General features: G+C 37.1%; 19 protein-coding genes and 1 pseudogene. 18 read left to right on the top strand and 2 right to left on the bottom strand.

Going from position 1 to position 19,697, the window contains the following annotated elements; genetic code table 11:
- Positions 1–8: 8 nt before the first annotated feature.
- The 5 genes from ureE to JNUCC23_RS18450 all read left to right on the top strand — a co-directional run bounded on the left by ureE (position 9) and on the right by JNUCC23_RS18450 (position 3,529).
- Entirely contained in the window at positions 9–467 is a 459-nt protein-coding gene (gene ureE / locus JNUCC23_RS18470) for an urease accessory protein UreE (RefSeq protein ID WP_062175860.1), read from the top strand.
- Entirely contained in the window at positions 457–1,143 is a 687-nt protein-coding gene (locus JNUCC23_RS18465) for an urease accessory protein UreF (protein ID WP_403068101.1), read from the top strand. The genes ureE and JNUCC23_RS18465 overlap by 11 nt, the downstream gene beginning before the upstream one ends.
- A 27-nt stretch (positions 1,144–1,170) precedes the next feature.
- Positions 1,171–1,782, top strand: coding sequence for an urease accessory protein UreG (ureG, locus tag JNUCC23_RS18460; protein ID WP_403068104.1), 612 nt, complete (start codon positions 1,171–1,173; stop codon positions 1,780–1,782).
- Positions 1,783–2,607, top strand: coding sequence for an urease accessory protein UreD (locus tag JNUCC23_RS18455; RefSeq protein ID WP_454212906.1), 825 nt, complete (start codon positions 1,783–1,785; stop codon positions 2,605–2,607).
- Positions 2,608–2,908: 301 nt separating this feature from the next.
- On the top strand, positions 2,909–3,529 hold the full coding sequence (locus JNUCC23_RS18450) for a PadR family transcriptional regulator (RefSeq protein WP_454212905.1): 621 nt from the start codon (positions 2,909–2,911) through the stop codon (positions 3,527–3,529).
- Positions 3,530–3,770: 241 nt separating this feature from the next.
- Here the strand turns inward: JNUCC23_RS18450 and JNUCC23_RS18445 are convergent, their stop codons facing one another.
- On the bottom strand, positions 3,771–4,991 hold the full coding sequence (locus JNUCC23_RS18445; RefSeq protein WP_454212903.1) for a cation:proton antiporter: 1,221 nt from the start codon (positions 4,989–4,991) through the stop codon (positions 3,771–3,773).
- 485 nt (positions 4,992–5,476) lie between these two features.
- Here JNUCC23_RS18445 and JNUCC23_RS18440 point away from each other — a divergent pair, with 485 nt between their 5' ends.
- From JNUCC23_RS18440 to JNUCC23_RS18400, 9 genes and pseudogenes are all read left to right on the top strand, one after another.
- The gene (locus JNUCC23_RS18440) at positions 5,477–5,764 is read left to right on the top strand and encodes a putative quinol monooxygenase (RefSeq protein WP_454212901.1); all 288 of its coding nucleotides are present in this window, start codon (positions 5,477–5,479) and stop codon (positions 5,762–5,764) included.
- Between the two features lie 298 nt (positions 5,765–6,062).
- Entirely contained in the window at positions 6,063–6,338 is a 276-nt protein-coding gene (locus JNUCC23_RS18435; RefSeq protein ID WP_454212899.1) for a hypothetical protein, read from the top strand.
- A gap of 16 nt (positions 6,339–6,354) precedes the next feature.
- Positions 6,355–7,206, top strand: coding sequence for a helix-turn-helix domain-containing protein (locus JNUCC23_RS18430; RefSeq protein WP_454212897.1), 852 nt, complete (start codon positions 6,355–6,357; stop codon positions 7,204–7,206).
- Positions 7,207–7,514: 308 nt separating this feature from the next.
- A complete protein-coding gene (locus JNUCC23_RS18425) occupies positions 7,515–8,234 on the top strand; it encodes a YebC/PmpR family DNA-binding transcriptional regulator (RefSeq protein WP_403068120.1) in 720 nt (239 codons plus the stop codon).
- Positions 8,235–8,967: 733 nt separating this feature from the next.
- Positions 8,968–9,317, top strand: a pseudogene (locus tag JNUCC23_RS18420) (NAD-dependent malic enzyme); the annotation flags it as partial.
- Between the two features lie 389 nt (positions 9,318–9,706).
- Positions 9,707–11,269: a spore germination protein gene (locus tag JNUCC23_RS18415; protein ID WP_403068122.1), complete on the top strand. Its 1,563-nt coding sequence runs from the start codon at positions 9,707–9,709 to the stop codon at positions 11,267–11,269.
- 15 nt (positions 11,270–11,284) lie between these two features.
- A complete protein-coding gene (locus tag JNUCC23_RS18410) occupies positions 11,285–12,454 on the top strand; it encodes a Ger(x)C family spore germination protein (RefSeq protein WP_403068126.1) in 1,170 nt (389 codons plus the stop codon).
- A 10-nt stretch (positions 12,455–12,464) separates the two neighbouring features.
- Complete coding sequence (locus tag JNUCC23_RS18405) at positions 12,465–13,550, top strand: endospore germination permease (RefSeq protein WP_082674925.1); 1,086 nt, start codon at positions 12,465–12,467, stop codon at positions 13,548–13,550.
- Between the two features lie 712 nt (positions 13,551–14,262).
- A complete protein-coding gene (locus JNUCC23_RS18400) occupies positions 14,263–14,391 on the top strand; it encodes a tyrosine-type recombinase/integrase (protein ID WP_454216142.1) in 129 nt (42 codons plus the stop codon).
- Between the two features lie 225 nt (positions 14,392–14,616).
- On the opposite strand, the gene JNUCC23_RS18395 is transcribed toward JNUCC23_RS18400, so the two are convergent.
- Positions 14,617–15,012 carry a LysR family transcriptional regulator substrate-binding protein gene (locus tag JNUCC23_RS18395; RefSeq protein WP_454212894.1) on the bottom strand — a complete coding sequence of 132 codons (396 nt, stop codon included), beginning with the start codon at positions 15,010–15,012 and terminating at the stop codon, positions 14,617–14,619.
- A gap of 206 nt (positions 15,013–15,218) precedes the next feature.
- Between JNUCC23_RS18395 and JNUCC23_RS18390 the strand changes: the two genes are divergently transcribed.
- The 4 genes from JNUCC23_RS18390 to JNUCC23_RS18375 all read left to right on the top strand — a co-directional run bounded on the left by JNUCC23_RS18390 (position 15,219) and on the right by JNUCC23_RS18375 (position 19,606).
- Positions 15,219–16,181, top strand: coding sequence for a S8 family peptidase (locus tag JNUCC23_RS18390; RefSeq protein WP_403068135.1), 963 nt, complete (start codon positions 15,219–15,221; stop codon positions 16,179–16,181).
- A complete protein-coding gene (locus JNUCC23_RS18385) occupies positions 16,181–16,987 on the top strand; it encodes an endonuclease I family protein (RefSeq protein ID WP_454212892.1) in 807 nt (268 codons plus the stop codon). The genes JNUCC23_RS18390 and JNUCC23_RS18385 overlap by 1 nt, the downstream gene beginning before the upstream one ends.
- A 121-nt stretch (positions 16,988–17,108) precedes the next feature.
- Positions 17,109–17,597: an SRPBCC family protein gene (locus JNUCC23_RS18380; RefSeq protein ID WP_454212890.1), complete on the top strand. Its 489-nt coding sequence runs from the start codon at positions 17,109–17,111 to the stop codon at positions 17,595–17,597.
- Positions 17,598–17,935: 338 nt separating this feature from the next.
- Positions 17,936–19,606, top strand: coding sequence for a ribonuclease J (locus JNUCC23_RS18375; protein ID WP_454212888.1), 1,671 nt, complete (start codon positions 17,936–17,938; stop codon positions 19,604–19,606).
- The last annotated feature ends 91 nt before the right edge of the window (positions 19,607–19,697 follow it).

The following is a 19,697-nucleotide window of genomic DNA, read 5'->3' as shown; positions in this document are numbered from 1 at the left end:
TGAAAGCATTGATTATCGAAAAAATTGTGACCAATATTGAACAAATGGCAAAAGAAGATTTAGACAAGCGCCATAAAGAAAAGGTCTATCTTGAAAGTGCTCATTTAGTGAAAAGAATTCAAAGAGTGACAACAGATCATGGTACGGAAATTGGGATTCGTTTAAAAGACCCTCGTGATCTTGTTGCTGGTGATGTTTTATTTATGGATGATAAAAACATGATTATCATCGACGTCTTATCGGATGATTTAATCATTATTAGTCCACGTTCATTGCAAGAAATGGGAACCATTGCTCATCAATTAGGGAATCGTCACTTACCTGCTCAATTTGAAGAGGATGAGATGCTCGTACAATACGATTATCTTGTAGAAGAATTGCTACAAGAACTGAAAATTCCTTTCAGACGGGAAGACCGGAAAGTGAAACAGGCATTTCGTCATATTGGACATAGCCATGAATCCTAATATTCTTTCCTTATTTCAATTATGCGATTCAAACCTTCCAACTGGTGGCTTTAGTCATTCATATGGTTTGGAGACGTATATTCAAGAAGGTAAAGTACATGATCAAGCAACGTTTGCAAAATGGCTTCATGTTTACTTGAACGAGCAGCTCATCTATTCAGATGGGCTTGCTTCTCATCTCGTATATGAGGCTTTAGAGAATAATGACTTCCAAAAAATATGGAAGTTAGACCGAATGCTGACCGTTCAAAGTTTGCCGCGTGAAACTAGGGATGGTACCCAAAGAATGGGTGAACGTATGTTAAGTCTTGTGGAAGCTTTATATGATGTGCCTGTACTATCCGAATATAGAAATCGTATCAAGGAGAAGAAATCCTTTGGACATTCTAGCATTGTCTTTACGATCATCGGCCATCATCTTGGTGTTCCCAAGTCTACGACTACTCTCTATTATTTATATTCTGCTATTTCAAGCTTGATTCAAAATGCGGTTCGGGCCATTCCGTTAGGTCAGACTGCAGGTCAGAAAACAATTCAAGAGTTTCAAAAAGAGTTAGTGAAGGCAACTGAGAAAATTCAGGATCTGGATGAAGCGGATTTTGGTATTACTTCACCAGGTTTAGAATTAGCTCAAATGAAACATGAACGTGTAAATATTCGTATTTTTATGTCTTAATTATTGAAAAAAAGGAAGTGTGTTTTAATGGAACCCATTAAAATTGGCGTAGGCGGACCTGTTGGAGCAGGGAAAACGATGTTAGTAGAAAAACTGACTCGACATTTAGACGGTGAAATTAGCATGGCGGTTGTGACGAATGATATCTATACAAAAGAAGATGCTAAATTCTTAATGAATAATGGAGTCCTGCCACAAGATCGTATCATTGGCGTTGAAACAGGCGGATGCCCGCATACAGCGATTCGTGAAGATGCATCGATGAACTTTGCAGCGATTGATGAATTAAAAGAGAAGCATCCAGATGTTGAACTTATTTTTGTTGAAAGTGGCGGCGATAATCTTGCAGCGACGTTCAGCCCTGAATTGGTTGATTTCTCTATTTATATTATTGATGTGGCTCAAGGGGAAAAAATTCCGCGTAAAGGTGGACAAGGTATGATTAAATCTGATTTATTCATCATTAATAAAACAGATTTAGCGCCATACGTTGGTGCAAGCCTTGATGTTATGGCGTCAGACACGAAGGTTAACCGTGGGGATAAACCGTTTGTTTTCACCAATTTAAAAGATAATTCGGGCCTTGACCAAGTGATCGATTGGATTAAGAAGAATGCACTTTTAAAAGGATTGGAATAAATGGAAAACTGGACAGGGACTCTGCGTTTAGATGTGGAAGAACGTCAAGGTAAGACCGTTGCTAAAAATGTGTATTTCCAGGGCGCGTTGAAAGTCATGCGCCCAATATACCATGATGATTCTGGACAAGCCTGTTACTATATATTAAATCCGGGCGGCGGCTATTTAGATGGAGATCGCTATCAATTGCAATTTTCGTTGAAAGAACAAGCGAAACTAACCTTGACCACACAATCAGCTACAAAAGTTTATAAAACGCCTAATCAACATGCCTATCAGGAAACGGAATTTATTCTGAAAAAAGGCAGTTATCTAGAATATATTCCTGATCCACTTATCATGTATCGTAATGCTCGATATAAACAAAAAAATGTGATTCGGATGGAGCAAGGTGCTACGCTCATTTATTCAGATATTATTACACCAGGATGGTCACCTGATGGCAAACAATTTAGCTATGATCAGCTTCAATTAATGAATGAAGTCTATATGGATGATGAGTTAGTGATGTATGATCATATCAAATTGAATCCAGCTGTTCAAGATATGAAGGAGATTGGCTTCATGGAAGGATACACCCATTTAGGTTCGATGATTGTAATTGGTGAACAAACAAACGCCGAATTACTTGACCGGCTGTATCAGTCAATGGACCATAACGAACAAGAATATAAGCTTGGACTATCTATGTTATCAGTAAAGGGCTTTACCATTCGTGTACTAGCGAACAAAACGCAAACGATAGAAAGAATATTTACCGAATGCCATCAACTGATTAGTGAAGAATGGTTTAACACGAAACCTTCTTTTTTAAGGAAGTATTGATTATTAGGACTCGGCAATCAAAAAGGTTGCCGAGCTTTTTTAGGTAGATCAAAGGATTTTAAATGGTAGAATATGAACGCCATGTGATTAGTCGTTGGTAAGTTTGGTAGTCACGATTCGTGTATGAACGAAAGAATGTACCGAACGCTTAAATGAACTGCGGGTGTCATAAGTAAATTATTTGGTATATACTATATGTGTATTTTAGAGAATAATGAAAGGGTTTTTAATCTCTGGATCAAACAAATAGTTTTAGTTGTGCAACATTAAGGTTGCTCCTATTTATGAATGGGGGGATATGATGAATACTCTTGGATATGCAATACTCAGTGCACTCGGTAGAAAACCATGCTCGGGATATGAATTAGCGCAGTATTTAGATGCGGTATGGCCTGCAAAACATAGTCAAATTTATCCTCGTTTAACCAAAATGGAACAGAACGGGCTTCTTATATTTGAAGAAGTTATCCAAACTGGGAAACCGGATAAAAAAATATTTTCGATTACAGATAAAGGTAGAGAAACGTTAGAAAAATGGGTTATGGAATCTCCATCTGATCCAATTATGAGAGATGAGTTTCTGATTAAGGTAAATTCCATTTGGTTATCGGATGAGGAAAATGCGAAAAAATTAATTCAGGATCGAATTTCAGATCTTGAACAAAAAGTTGCTTTTCGAACAGATACAATAACAGAGTTGGAACAAAAGCATCGGGGAGATACGATGTCTAAGCATTTTGGCCGCTATCTACTCTTTAATCGACGGAACATGATGGACAAAGAGGAGATTTCTTGGTGTCAATGGGTTTTAAATCTAATTGAAAAATCAAATTTTAATATGAGCAAACTAACGTTATGGATGCTCGGTGCTGGCAAGCTTAATCTAATCATTCAAAACATGATTTTTGTCAGTGAAATCTAAATGCCTCATGTAGGAAGTGTTCAAGTCATTTATGTAACCATTCATTTTAAATCTATTTGTTGAACTAACTGGTGCTTAATTTGAATAAGGTTTAAGCAATGATCTTCTACTAAATTACCTACACTTAATAGAAACTAATATGTTATTCCATTAAAGAGAGCAATTCCAGTATAGAAATTGCGCTCTTTTTTTATGTGTAGGATTAGATTCTTGATTAAGAATACCGTTTGTTACTAACTCTTTATACCTGAACCTTTGTTTTACGGTATAAAGACCATTTTACTAATGGGGAAGTAAGGGCAGTGGTAATAACCGCAATAAGGAACAAAATACTATAATCCGTATTAGAAATTAATTTACTACTTAAACCTATGTTGGCAAATATTAAGATCATTAATCCCCGTGCATTCATTAAAGCCCCTATAGCACTGGATTCCCCCCAACTATAACCTATTATTTTTGCATAAATCATACAGGCAAAATATTTGCTTATAAATGCCATCCCAATAAACATTAAAACGATGACTAAATGATTACTACTTGTAAAAGAGCTTAGGTCAACATTAAAACCAGAACTTACGAAGTAAATAGGAACCAAAAGTGTATTTACAAAATCTGAGATTTTAGTATCTAACTCTTTGGTGACTCTATCTAATCTAGGTACGATTAATCCTGCTATAAATCCTCCAAAAATAGCATGAAGTCCAATTTTTTCTGATACAAGACTGCTACATAAAAAAATAAAAATAAATAATGCAAAAAATTCATTATTTAAGGTATTGTACTTATTTGAAACAATATATTTTAAAATGGGCCTGATAACAAAAAACATGACTAAAAGGTAAATAATCATATAAATGCTCATGCTCATACTGTTAACTGAAAAATTTAGGCTAGCAATGGAAAGGATAATTGGCAGCATGATCCATGCTAGACAATCATCTATACTTGCACCTAAGACAACAAATCTCCCTAACTTTGTTCTAATCATCTTTTGTTGATCTAAAATCCGTACTAGTACGGGAAAGGCAGTTACAGAGATACTAGCTGACATAAACAAAGAATAGATTAATTGAGTGGTAAATGTTTGTTCTAAATAAGGATAAATATGCCAACCTATTATAAATGTCATAAAAAAAGTAGGAATGATCCCCACCAGTGCAAGTTGTATAGCGTTTTTTATTAGCTTATCTTCTATCTTTTCTTTACCTACTTGAATTCCTATTATAAACATATATAAAGATATTCCGAGCTGACTTAATAGGAACAAATGTTCTTTTGTTTCTTTATTGAACAACCACTCTTGGACCCCAGGGAACAAGGCACCTAAAAATGAAGGACCTACTAAAATACCGCCAATCATCTCCCCAACTACTTTGGGCTGGCCAACCACTTTTGCTAGAGTACCAAATAACTGAGAAATAATTATTATAATCAATAAACTCAATAAGAATTGAAACAAAACAGACACTCCTTTTCCTTACTATTGAAAAAGTATATCTGGACTAGTCCAAAAAGTCTATCAAACTTGGGCATACTCAAAAAGTGAGCATTTGGTAGAACTTTTCAATGGTCACAGAAAGCTCGATCTGTAAGGATACTTTCGAGAAAGTGCGTTTGGTCATAGCAAGAGCAATCGATTGTTCCCGCGATCTTCCTTATATGGCCACCACAAGGTATATGTGAACTTGGGTATATATCAAACGATTAAATCTTTTCTCATCAGATTACATATTGTAAAGCTGTATCGAAAATCATGTTAAAATAATGAAGTTGAGCTAGATTCTGTAATAAGACAATCATAAAAAAACATTCATGAGCATCTGATTTAAAGCTCAAAGATGAAAAAGGTTCAGGTTCTAAAACTTGCATCACCTAATGAAGGTGGCGGAGCTGATATTGCCAAGCCCCGCTCCTTTTTCACAAAAAAGAGGAGGCGTTAATAAAATGATTAGAGTTGTATGTAAAGCCAAACTAAAACCAGGTGTAAAGGTTGAGGAATATTTAATAATGGCTAGTGAAGTTATTTCAGAAACCAGAAAAGAAAAAGGCTGTATAACGTACACACTTCATGAAGATATCAATGATCCGACCATCCTTACTATGATCGAAGAATGGGTGGATGAAGAAGCTATAAATCAACACAATAAAAGTGAACATGTTTTGAAAATTGTTCCAGAGCTTAGAAAACTTCGAGAAAGTACAGAAATCAACCTTTATAGAGAAGTGAAATAATTTTCATAATCATTTATTTTTAACTATGGTCATAAGAACTACTAGTTTACTCTATTCAAGGAGCTTGAATAGAACAAAGATCACAGAAATTATCAACTTTTTTATAAAAATCAAAACGTAAAGCTGCTAGACATGAATCCATTTTGATAAAAAGATTTTTCAAAATGGATTGTTTTTATCCCGGTTTAACAGGCTGTAAAACCCCCACCTCAATTTTTGTGAGAGAATTAAGAAATAAATAGGTGGGGGATAAACAGCCTGTAAATCCCCGATTGGTTCAACTAACCATCAGTGGGGGATGAAAAAAGCCCCCACTGATGGAAGTTTCACTTTATTCATCAAAAAATATGGATTTGCAAGGTATTTTGGATCAAAATTTATTTCAAAGCAACAGCCGGCTTATAAATCAAATAGCGAGGACGATGCAGATGCAATTGTGTATTTGGACCAAAGCCAAGTGCTTTATAATAGCCTTGGCTATTTGCAATTCTTTCATATTAGAAAAACTTTAAAAAATTTTTTAGACGATGCTACTTTTTTTGTTTTTGCCCTTATAAAGAGAGTGACAACATAAAAAAGGGGCGAGAATAATGGAGAGACTAAATTTTGAAACGATTAAACATTATCAATCATTCGAGACGATTGAAGAAATGGATCAATCCGTTCGGGGGTTTTTGTATAAGCACAAAGCTGAATTATCAGAAGGCACTAACAACGTCTTAACCTTCATTTGGAGACATTCCGTGAAGGTTATTGGTGTAAGCTTTGCTAAATACGATTATATCGCAACAAACGTTGAGCTAAGTCGAAGAACAGTCATTCGCGCCGTTAACAAGTTAGAGCAATTAGGAATCATTAAAAAAATTCCGACAGCGAAAATGAATGGTAAACAAGGCGTGAACATCATTGTCATCCAAACTTTTCAACAACTAGATGATTTGAAAAATAATATGTCACCCCAAGCTGTCACCGAACCTGTCACTCCTAATAAAACAGAGAATAAGCAAAGCTCACTCTGTGAGATTAAAACAAAACCTAATAACGTAACCGAACAGGGGAATCGATCACAGCAGGCTGAAGAATCTATCTCTCAAGAAAAAGTAGATCCAAGCATCCAACAAGAGTTAGACGAAAGCTATTTACCTGAATCGGTTCATAAGGAATTTGTCCAAGCTGCCAAGCCCTTTTTCAGTGCATCTGCCATCTATAAACTTTGGAACCGAGTGCTTATTGCCTATAAAAAAATCAATCTCGATTGCCCGTTAGAAAATGTGATAGAAGAAGTCGTCAACGCCTTTAAACAAACAATTTTTGCGAAACAAATTGGGAAAATTCGCACCTCGTTTGAAGGGTATTTCTATGGGGTTCTTTATGCCAAACTGATTGTAGAAAAAAGACGTGAAAACAGACATCTGCTGCTTGATTTTATAGGGGAAGAATGAATGAATAGAAATCAAATCTCCATACAACCTGAATATTTTTAGTAAGATAAAACGATTCCAGCATCATGAACGAAGAGATTCTTTTCTGTGGAAAGCCTCATGTTTTTTTCATTAAAACTCGAAACAACTTATATAATTGTTGTATAATATAAGCTGGTAATAAGGCATAAACTTCTATTAGGATGGTTCGTCAGCAATAGGAAAGCGTAACGAACATCTTATCGTTATTTTGTAAAAATGTTTTAAGCAGTCGCATAGTTCATATGTATAATTTAGTATAGATTCAAAGTAGAAAGAGAGTGGTCATCATGGGCCGTAAATGGAACAATATTAAAGAGAAAAAAGCGTCAAAGGATGCAAATACGAGTCGTATTTACGCAAAGTTTGGGCGTGAAATTTATGTAGTAGCTAAGCAAGGTGAGCCAGATCCAGAATCGAATCAGGCTTTAAAAGTAGTACTTGAGCGTGCCAAAACGTACAATGTGCCAAAAGCGATTATTGATCGTGCCATTGAAAAAGCCAAAGGTGGTTCTGATGAAAATTATGACGAACTTCGTTATGAAGGTTTCGGACCTAATGGTTCTATGGTTATTGTCGACGCACTGACAAATAACGTGAACCGTACTGCATCAGATGTTCGTGCTGCATTTGGTAAAAACGGCGGTAATATGGGGGTCAGTGGATCTGTAGCTTATATGTTTGATGCAACAGCTGTCTTTGGCCTTGAAGGGAAAACAGCAGATGAAGTGCTTGAACTATTAATGGAAGCAGATGTAGATGTACGTGACATCGTAGAAGAAGATGAAGCGGTTATCATTTATGCTGAACCTGATCAGTTTCATGCTGTGCAAGAGGCGTTCAAGAATGTTGGAATCACTGAATTCACTGTTGCCGAACTAACGATGCTTGCGCAAAATGACCTAACGCTCGAAGCAGACGCACAAGAGCAATTTGAAAAAATGATTGATGCATTAGAAGATTTAGAAGACGTTCAGCAAGTCTACCATAATGTAGATTTAGGTGAATGATACATGAAAGCAGAGGCTGTCCCATCATAAAGGGTTCAGACCCCACATCTATTTTATATCGTTTAAATGAATGACAACGGTATATAGAATGTGAGGTCAAAACCTTTTTGGGCAGCCTCTGCTTATTTAATTTGGATAGACCTCGTTTTTAATACAAGGTACATAATGCAGAGTTATAACACTTTGAATATTAAAATAGCGTTAACATGTCTCTTTAGGAAATCCCTAACAATTAAAAATGGATAACACCGCTAATAATCTCCGAAATGAAAACTTGATTCGAAATAAATTTTACACATACTTACCTCATTTTAATGTTGTCAACTTGGTACCAAGTTAGGATAAAGTGAAACTTCTATCAATGGAGTCATATTGCCCGTTAAGAGTGGGGTAACCCGAGTCAAGCAATTTGAATGGGGGAGAATTAGCAATGAAGGTTGAATTACATTGTCACACGAATATTTCAGATGGGTCTTGTTCGTTTGAAGAGGTATGAGAATTTGCGGCAAATGAGGGAATTCTCCATTTAGCAATTACGAATCATGATACAACGTATGGTTTGTAGGAAATGGTGGAAAAGGGAAAAGAAACTGGGCTAGAAATCATCCCTGGTACCGAAGTTTCAGGTTATGATTTTGCAAGAGGTAGACGTGTGCATCTATTAGGCTATTATGTGGATTATGAACATAAGGCGCTTTTCGAGCGTTGTCAGCCATTGATCGAAAAGCGACATGCAGCATCCGAAGAAATGGTTCGTTCCATGAATCGTGATCCTATAATATTTGCTATGGCTACCTCACGCCTGAAATTATGCCGGATCGTGCAAAAGCTGCTGGAGCATTAGTCGTAGGTACAGGACGTTCGGATTTTCCGAATCAGGTGAACAACGTACTCGCATTCCCTGGTATGTTCCAAGGTTCTTTAGATGTACGAGCTAAGGAAATTAACGAAGAAATGAAACTGGCAGCAGTTTTTGCAAACGATGCAATGGAAACGGGTGTTTCGCAAAAAAATATAGATGTAGCTGAAATTAAAAAGCGCCTATTAGCCTTAACGGAAGAAAAACAAAATGACCTTGTATAAAACTAGTAGAAATTTAAACCTGATCCACTTACTTAATTAATTGTTATAGTAAATAAGGTGTTACTCCGAGTAATGAATTAGATATACAGATTGTTATTTCGAAATGTGTTCCTCTTTTTAGACTGTTGAGAAAATTTTTCTCAACAGTCTATTTGTGTTTATCGAACATTATAAGACAGAAACTCGGTGTTTCCAGTTTGTGTACTAAAGATAACAATAATAGCATTGTCCATTCTCACCTTATCGAGGCGTTCTTAAACGGTTCGCAGTGTTTTCCAACTGAAAGATAATTTATAAGAATGGTAACAAAATTACAGTTACAGGGTCTTAATGTGTATACGTTGTCACTGATTGGGAAAATTACATTGTGAAGCAAGGGAGGTTAGAGAATGAAAAAAATGGGGAAATGGGAAAAAATACAAAAAAATAAAAAAATAGATTCTCTACCTGCTCATATTAACAAAGATATGTTAAGCTCAGAAATTTCAACAAACGAGAAAGTGTTAAAAGAAAGTTTTCAAAACTGTTCTGATTTTGTCATACGACCAATTTATATATCCGGAGAAACTAAAATCTTTGTGATATATGTGGATGGATTAAGTGATGCAAAGACGCTTGACGAATTATTTTTAAAACCAATGATGTTTGAAGGACTTCCGGAAGGAATGGGAGAAGTTCATCAAATTGGACAAATTTTGAAACAACACCTTGTCGCGATCTCTCAAGTTACCACTGTTTCGAAAATGAGTGAACTTGTTGATGGTGTGTTGAAGGCAAATGTCGGGATAATAGTTGATGGAGAAACAGATGCTTTACTGGCAGAATTGAAAGGATACGAAAAACGAGGTATTGAAGAACCATCGACCGAAGTCGTTATTCGTGGGCCGAGAGATGGATTTATTGAAAATTTAAGGACTAATACAAGTCTTTTACGTAGAAGGATACGGAGTACAAGCCTAAAAACGGAACCAATCACGATTGGTGAATTCTCACAGACTGATGTAATAATTGCTTATATTGATGGTATTGTTCAGGATTCCATTTTGGATGAAGTTCGTACGAGATTAAAGAGAATACAAATAGATGGGGTGCTGGAGTCGGAGTATATTGAGGAATTTATTGAAGATAATCCTTATTCTCCATTCCCACAAATCCAAAATACCGAAAGACCAGATATTGTAGCAGCGAGCTTGTTGGAAGGGAAAGTTGCCATACTCGTGGATAACACCCCATTTGCCTTGGTGCTACCGATGACATTTTGGAGTGGGTTCCAAGCTGCGGGGGATTATTATGAACGGTCTATGTATGCGACTTTCATAAGGATTATTCGTTTTATATTATTAAATGTATCCATATTTTTTCCATCAATCTATGTTGCCCTAACCACATATCATCCAAAACTCATTCCGACCAGTCTACTTATCAGCATTGCTGCTTCCCGTGAATCTGTTCCGTTTCCAGCCGTAATTGAAGTACTTCTCATGGAATTTATGTTTGACGGTCTTCGCGAAGCAGGCATTAGGTTACCCAAACCCGTTGGTTCAGCTGTCAGTATTGTGGGAGCGCTCGTTATCGGTCAGGCAGCTGTACAAGCCGGGATTGTTTCTGCCCCGATGGTGATTGTTGTAGCCACGACTGGTATAGCTGCGTTTGGCATACCACGCTATAGTTTCGGAAATGCTTTTCAAATGATTCGGTACGTCATGCTGATTCTAGCAGGGTGTCTTGGCTTTTACGGAATTGTCATAGGTTTTATTGCTCTTACTATTCACCTTGTCAATCTTCGGTCGTATGGTGTTCCTTATTTCAGTCCGGTTGCTCCACTCATTCCAAGGGATTTAAAGGATATCGTGGTAAGGGCACCTAGATGGGCATTTAATTATCGTCGTGAATTTTTTTCTGGTCGAAATAAAAAGCGCATTCCAAAAGGACAAAAACCTAGTCCAAAATAGGGGGAGGAATAGTAAATGAACAGACGACTGATTTGTTTTGTAATCTACTCTTCCCTTTTGTTCACATCAGGTTGTTGGGATCGGGTTGAGATAAATGATCGTGCCATTTGGATAGCAACAGGATTGGACGCTATAGAAAAAGAGGGCATTCAATTGAGCGGTCAAATATTAATTCCCTCCAGTATGAATCCCCAAAATGGGGGAGGAGGTAATGGAGAAAAAAACTTTTTATTAATTTCAGCCATAGGGAAAAATGTAACCGATGCAACACAGAATATACAGATGAAACTTTCAAGGAAAGCATTTTATGGACAACGTAGGGTTCTTTTATTTGGGGAGGAATTTGCGAAACTAGGCCTCAAAAATCAGCTTGACTTTACTATCAAGGACTCGAATGCCAGCTTGCGGACCGATGCATTTGTTGTGAAAAAAGGTACAGCAATAGACATGCTTAACCTATCCTACCCATTAGAAAATATTCCTGCTGAAGCGCCATTAAAGGAACACGTTCAAGCTGGGGGGATGAATGATACTTCATATTTACATTTCCTCAAAGCAGCGAACAGTAAGGGGATACGCCCAAACCTACCTGCGATTGAAATTGGGAATTTTCAAGATGGTGAAGGCGTAGGTAAAAAAGGTGAAAAGTCCTATCAGTTGACAGGAAGTGCCATTTTTGATCAAGATCTTAAATTGTGTGGGTATTTAAACATGGATGAATATAGAGACCAGCTTTGGATCATGGAGATCCTGAAGAAACGTTCGCTTACTATTCTAATAGAGGATGGCAATGTCAGTTTGGATTTAGACAAAATGGGAAGCAAAGTCATACCAGAAATCAGCAGAAATAAAAAAATAAAATTTACCATTGTATTGACTGGAGAAGGAGCTGTGATCGAAAATAATACAAATTTAGACTTAACGCAACCCAAAAACCTTGAGTTCATACAAAACGAATTTAATAAACAATATAAAAAGCAAGTTGTTCATACCATTACAAAAGTTCAAACGGAATACGGAACAGATATTTTTGGGTTTGGTGAGGTAATTCATAAACAGATACCGCACCAGTGGGGAGATTTAATGAATGATTGGGACAAAAAATTTTCAGATGCTGATGTCACTGTGAAAGTAAACTTGACCATTCGACGAGTAGGAATGTCAGGTCCATCCTTAAGAAAGTGAGATCAAAAAAATGAAGATCTCAGGAGTCCAAATATTTTGGATAATGTTCACTTTTGTTTCAGGAAATATGCTTATAACGACCATGGGTACAGCAATTAGAGACGCGAAACAAGACGCTTGGATTTCCTATCTAATCGCCATTATTTTCGGGGTATTGATTGTCTTTGTCGCAACCAAAGTGAGCCTTTTGTATCCCAATCAAACCTTAATTGAATACAGTAAAACCATTTTAGGTAAGTGGATAGGAAACATTGTTGTGATTACATATCTTTTCCAATGGTACTCGGTGATTGGCTATAATTTAAGACAATTTGCTGATTTCACAATCACAATGTTGCTCCCAACAACACCTTTATGGGTGTTGATCTTGACAATGCTTTTGTTAGTTATCTATGTCACTGCAGGCGGAGGAATAGAAGGAATTGGCCGATGTAGCGAAGTTTTCGGGATAATACTGGTTTTTTCAGGAGTAATAACATTCATCCTAGCTGTTCCAAATCTCGATTTTAGCAAAATACTACCTTTATATTCAGATTCAGGATTGCGTCCGATACTTAAAGGAACTTTGTACCTTGATTCTTATTTGGGGGAGTCTGTTATGATGATGATGTTTGTTTCATTCATGGCTCAACCACAGCAAGGACCCTCAAGAGCAATATGGGGAGTTGCTCTTTCTGGATTGGCGCTATGTGCAAGTTCAATGGTTGTACTTATGACTTTAAGTCCTGAGGTAGCAGATAAACTAAAATATCCTGTTATAGATGCGATTGGATTTATCTCCGTAATGGGGTTTATCCAAAACGTAGATCTTTTAGTCCTATTAATCTGGATGCTAAGTAGTTTTATTATAAATTCATTGTATTTCTTTATGGCCAGCTACGGAACAGCTCAATGGCTTAAAATCAAAGAATGGCGAAAAACTATTTGGTTTGTGGCTGCTTTTTCATTCGTATATGCCTTAATCTTTCCAAATGTCACAATAACTGAAGTGGAATATATAAATAAGTATTGGATTCCTTTTGTGTTTCCAGTCAATATTATCGGAATTCCTCTTTTATTATGGATTGTGGGAAGTATACGAAAAAAGAAACAGTAGATTCCCCTAATTCATTCTTATAGATCAGATTAAAGTCTTTTTAAAAAGTCGAAGAAAGCACCTCTCACTTATGCGGGCCATGATGTGGAAGTGAGTTTTTTAGGATCATTCTTAAATAAGAATTTGCTTTTTGAAATGAAAGCTTAAATGACATTGACCATTCTCCAACAATGGACTGTAACTACTAGTGTCAGAGGGATAATTACAAGTTCCTATTACCTGAGGTGTGATCATTGGAATTACGTTCGGGGTACAGTGGATTATTAAGGTGGATGAAAATATGTTAGGGTCCAAGGGTTTTATAAAATTTTTGATAGAAGGAAAGACGTGTCTGATAGCAGAGAAATCGTTTATATGGACCCAGTTGATGGAGAATACGAAGGCACGATTTAACTAAACTATCCGAAAAGAGGATTACCTGTATACGACATTCTCTATCGAATTTATAAGATACAAGTGGATTACGGAAATCCGATGTTCCAATTAAACAATTAATGTTTTATCTTTGAAGTATTCTCGCTGCTCCCTGTGGCTATATGATACTAAGACGAATGAGACAATGAGGATCCTTGCTTGTATATCACTGAAAGAAGATCCAAAATAAGTATGAGCTTCGACTCCTTTTGAGTTATATCGTTAAGCGTATATCAAGTTGTGCAGGAATAAAAAAGAGTATTCATTTGCTCAATTACGACGTACAGATGCGACTCACATGATCAAAAACGGTGCAACTATTGAAGTAATCCAGAGCTTACTTGGACATGAGAACAGTGAGACCACAAAAATATATGCGCAGCTAATCGGTAAGTTGAGAAACGATTTTTATAGTAAAAATTTTTGAAAGCTACTTAAATTAAACTAAATCGAAATCGAGGCGCCCATGTATATATGCGCGTTTGGGTGTATTGGGCCATTTTCCATAAGAAGTGGTTGATAAACCTCCCTTTACCACTTAGCCATTAACCACGTTTGAGTGCGTCATAAACGAATTTGTTTCAACGATGAATAAAATCCTTCATAAAAAGAAACTTAAAGATTAAAAAAACTCACAGATAAAGTGTTCAATTTAACTTTGTTTTTCATAAATTTCTATTAAAGCTTTCTCATTCATACTAAGATAACGTTTCCTGTTATATGTAAACACTAATGTACGAGTAGGATTTGAATCTAATCTCATATAAGCAAGGGAGGTTAGATAAGCACTCCAATGAATAATCATTTCAAGAACTACTGTTAGACCGAGCCCATGCCCGACAAGAGACTGAGCTGTTTCAATACTACTTGTTTCATAAGCAATCTGTGGTTCAAATTTACCCCTCGCACATAATTCTAATACTGTACGACGAAAACCATATTCTTGTTTCAATAAAATAAATGGACAATTTGCCAAAAACTCAATAGGTAAGGCATTTTGTTTGATCAATTTAGTAGAAGACATTCTCTGTTTTATTTTTTCTGGCATCCATTGTTGTGGTTCTTTTGGTAATACAAGATAAAGTGTCTTTTGTATGTATTTTTATATTTTCTATAATGTAGAAAAATATCCCTGAAATAGAAACGTTTGTTCTTAAATGAGCCGAAAGACTCTTTTTTAAAATTTTGTAATTGTTAAAATAATGGTAACAACCAAGATAATGCTACGAATTCATCCTATCAGGAGGGGTAATAATGGAGCGAAAAGTACGATTGATTCCGTATCAGGTAGATGCATTGGTTGAGAAGGTTGCAGAGGTGCCAAAGGGAATTGAGCTTATTCAGGCTCCAAAGCTGTGGGAGAAGTCAAAAGGAAAGGGCATTACGGTTGCAATTTTGGACACCGGTTGTGACGTGGACCATCCAGATTTGCAAGGGCGGATTATTGGCGGACGGAATTTTACGGGAGATGATCATAGCAACCCTGATATTTTCACCGATTATAATGGTCATGGGACGCATGTAGCAGGTACAATTGCGGCTGTTGAAAATGGAGTGGGTGTCGTTGGTGTTGCGCCAGAAGCGAATTTATTAATTTTAAAAGTACTAGATCATCAAGGTTCTGGTCAGTATGAGTGGATTATTAACGGAATCAATTATGCAGTAGAGCAGAAAGTGGACATCATTTCTATGAGCCTCGGTGGTCCAGATGATGTACCTGAATTGCAGCAAGCGATTCAGAATGCTATCGCAAAGCAAATCCTCGTTGTTTGTGCAGCAGGAAATGAGGGAGATGGTCTAGATACAACGGATGAATTAGGCTATCCTGGTTGCTATAATGAAGTAATCAGCGTAGGTTCTGTAGATTTGAATCGTCGTTCTTCTGATTTCACTAACTCGAATAAAGAAGTAGACTTAGTGGCACCTGGCGAAGAGATACTATCCACCTATTTGGATGGGAAATATGCAAAGTTGAGCGGAACATCAATGGCTACGCCTCATATATCAGGAGCACTGGCGTTAATCAAGGAACTTTCGAATAAAAGCTTTGAACGAAATTTGACTGAGCCGGAGCTCTATGCACAACTCATCAAGAGAACTGTTCCGTTAGGCCATTCACCAAAGCTTGAAGGGAATGGGTTATTGTATCTAACAGCTGTGGAACATTTAAAGGAAGTCTTTAGTGAAAAATTAACTTCACAAGTGTTGAGTAGCTGATGGGGGAGTTAACCCTGCTAGCCCATGAGTGGAAAACGATTCAAGCGAATTACTTTAGGAATCTAGAAAATCGACCGTACTATGATGATGAGACAGATAATGAAATGAAGAAAGACTATTATTCTCGCATAGCCTTTGATCATTATTTGAAAAAAAATCTAATTATGTTGCTTCAAGAAACACATAGCAATGAACTCGGGTACACCCCGCATCGTTTTTTATATCCTTGGGTCGATCTTCAGGAAAATGGTGAGCTGAAAAGCCTCTATTCAGGAAAAGGAATGAATCCGCTATCTGTCATAGAAGAGGACCTTATCCTTCATGAAAACCGGGAGAAAGGCCGGATCAGCGTATTTTCAGGAGTAAACCTATTAAACTGCGAGCATGTTGTTCCACAATCTTGGTTCCTTAAGAAAGAGCCAATGCGTGGAGATTTGCATCATCTATTTGCCTGTGAGCCAAGCTGTAATAGTAGCCGTAGCAACTATCCGTATGATGATTTTCAGGATTATGTACCTGAGGCAAGAATTTCAGGTGTGAAGGACGGATGCGGTAAATCAGATTCAGGCAAATTCGAGCCTGAATACGGAAAAGGCATTGTCGCTAGGGCTACGCTCTATTTTCTAACTCGCTATCCAAATACGATTCAGCAAGAGCTGACGAATCTTCCACTTTTGCTAGAATGGCATAATCGATTTCCAGTATCACGATACGAAATGCATCGCAATCAAGCTATCCAAGAACTACAGGGGAATCGTAATCCGTTTATTGATTATCCTGAATTGGCGGAGCAGATCCTAAAGTGAAACTTCAAACAGTGGGGTTTTCTTCATTCCCCACTGCTTTTTGTTATGGAGCATTCATTTTAGTGTATGATAGGCTGTATAGGTTTCTAAAATGTAAATCGAGCAAAAGGGAGGAAGAAAAATGTTAGCTAACTTACAAAAAGGTGAACATGGGTATATTGCTCGATTTGAGCGACATGAAAAACACTCCGTTGAAAAGGTTTGGTCAATGTTGACTGAAAACGAGAAGTTAGCAACTTGGTTTTCCGAGCTTCGAATTGATGAGCTTCGTAAAGGTGGTATCATTAAATTCGATATGCAAAATGGCACTTTTGAAGAGTTTACGATTATAGATCTTAAGCTGAAATCAGTATTGGAATTTACGTGGGACAAAGATCTTGTTCGGTTTGAATTGTATCCGGAACAGGATGGTTGTAAATTAGTATTGATTGAAAAAATTGAAACCATCACGGATCATACGCCCAGGGATCTTGCTGGCTGGCATGTATGCCTTGAGGTTATTCAGGCATTACTGGACGGTAAAGAAATAAAATCTCGAAGAGAATTATGGAAACAGTGGCACGAGAAGTATGTAGTGGCTATAAAAGAAGTATCTGAAATTCAAGTATAAGTGATATTAATTAATAGTAGATTATACATCTAACACTGGCCGTGTCTTCGGTTGGTGTTTTTTATTGCGAAATGCTTCGTTTTATTTACAGACTGAAAGTTGGTATGAAATGTATGCGTTCTAGCTTGTAAATCATAAATCAGGCTCGTAAAATGCTGATTCTGGCACGTAAATCGGAATTCAGGTGGATAATTTTAATCAGCCGGTACCGAAAGCAACTGTTTTAGTGGACAAGTCTAAAGTTTCCTTTATTCTAGGAAGCTCGAGCCTTCAACCCACTGATAAAGGAAAACCAAAGGGGCATACTACGTTTATATTTAATATGGGAGGATATAAATGTGAGTACAAAAGAGAATGCATTATCTATCTTCGCCTTAGGCGGCTTGAATGAAATCGGGAAAAATATGTATGCAATCGAATATTCAAACGATATCGTGATTATCGACTGTGGCAATAAGTTTCCTGATGAAAGTTTATTAGGAATAGATTTGATTATCCCTGATATATCTTACTTAGTAGATAATAAAGATAAAGTCAGAGCTTTAATTGTCACACATGGACATGAAGATCATATCGGCGGGATCCCCTTCTTTTTAAAAAAGTTGAATGTACCCGTTTATGCCACACGCTTCACACTAGGATTAATTGAAATCAAATTAAAAGAACATAAACTTCTAAGAGAAAGCGAACTTGTTGAAATCAACTCAAACTCAAACTTGAAAATCGGTGAAATGAGTGTAAGCTTTTTCAAAGTGACCCATAGTATTCCTGATTGCTTGGGAATGGTCTTTCACACACCAGAGGGTAATATAGTACATACGGGGGACTTCAAGTTCGATTTAACCCCTGCGACTAATGAGCATCCGGATATTCATAGGATGGCTGAAATCGGCAAAAAAGGAGTCTTGCTTCTATTGTCTGAGAGTACAAATGCAGAACGGCCTGGTTTGACCCCATCGGAGCAAATGGTAGGTGATCATGTGGAAGCTATTTTCATGAAAGCTGACCGCAAAGTTATTATTTCTACCTTTGCTTCAAATATTAGCCGCGTTCAGCAAGTCGTGAATGCAGCCCAAAAAACAAATCGAAAACTTGCACTGCTTGGACGAAGTATGGTTAATGTCGTAGAGGTTGCTATGAAACGTGGTTATTTAACAGTTCCTGATGGAATGTTAATTGACCCGCGGGAAATCAATGAAATGGCTCCTGAAAAAGTGGTTATTTTATGCACAGGGAGTCAAGGAGAACCATTGGCTGCTCTTGCCCGCCTTTCCACTGGAAACTTTCGCGGTGTCGACATTTTACCTGAAGATACGGTTATCTTTGCAGCAGGTCCAATCCCTGGAAATGAACGAAATGTCACGAGTATCGTCGACAACCTGTTTGCACTTGGAGCTAAAGTGATTTATGGATCAGGAAGTACATCCGGAATGCACGTTTCTGGCCATGGGTATCAAGAAGATTTAAAACTAATGCTCACATTAATGAAACCAAAATATTTTATTCCTATTCATGGTGAATTTAGAATGTTACATCATCATCGTTTGTTAGCTGAATCCGTTGGAGTAGAGCAAGGAAACACGTTTATTATCAATAACGGCGATGTCGTTGATATTGAACATTCCATCGCCCGTCATACCCGGAAAATCCCGGTTGGGAATACCTTCGTAGACGGAGGGGACGTCGGTAATGTTGGGGAATTTGTGTTACGTGACCGCAAACAGCTTTCAGAGGATGGAATGCTCATGATTGTTTTAACTATGAGCAAAGCAGAAGGGAAACTGATTTCTGAACCCGATACCATTTCTCGTGGATTTATGGATAAGGATTTCTCGGAACTCCGAAAAGATGTTAATCGACTTACTACAGAAATTGTTAACGAGTTGCTAGAAGCAAATCGAATTTCAAAGAATGTATTGAAAAAACAAATAAAAAAGTCAATCCGACAATATGTATATACACAGACTAAGAAAAATCCAATGATTGTTCCTATACTTATTGAAATTTAATTGGGGGAAGTTTAAAAAAAGAATGAATTGATCTTCAACAATCGGGCGCATTTCTCAAATGAGGAATGCGTCTAGTTTCATTAAAGAAATT

It is taken from the genome of Peribacillus sp. JNUCC 23, from assembly GCF_053653995.1.
Note: the sequence above shows the minus strand (reverse complement) of the source record. Positions and strands in the feature narration are given on the sequence as shown.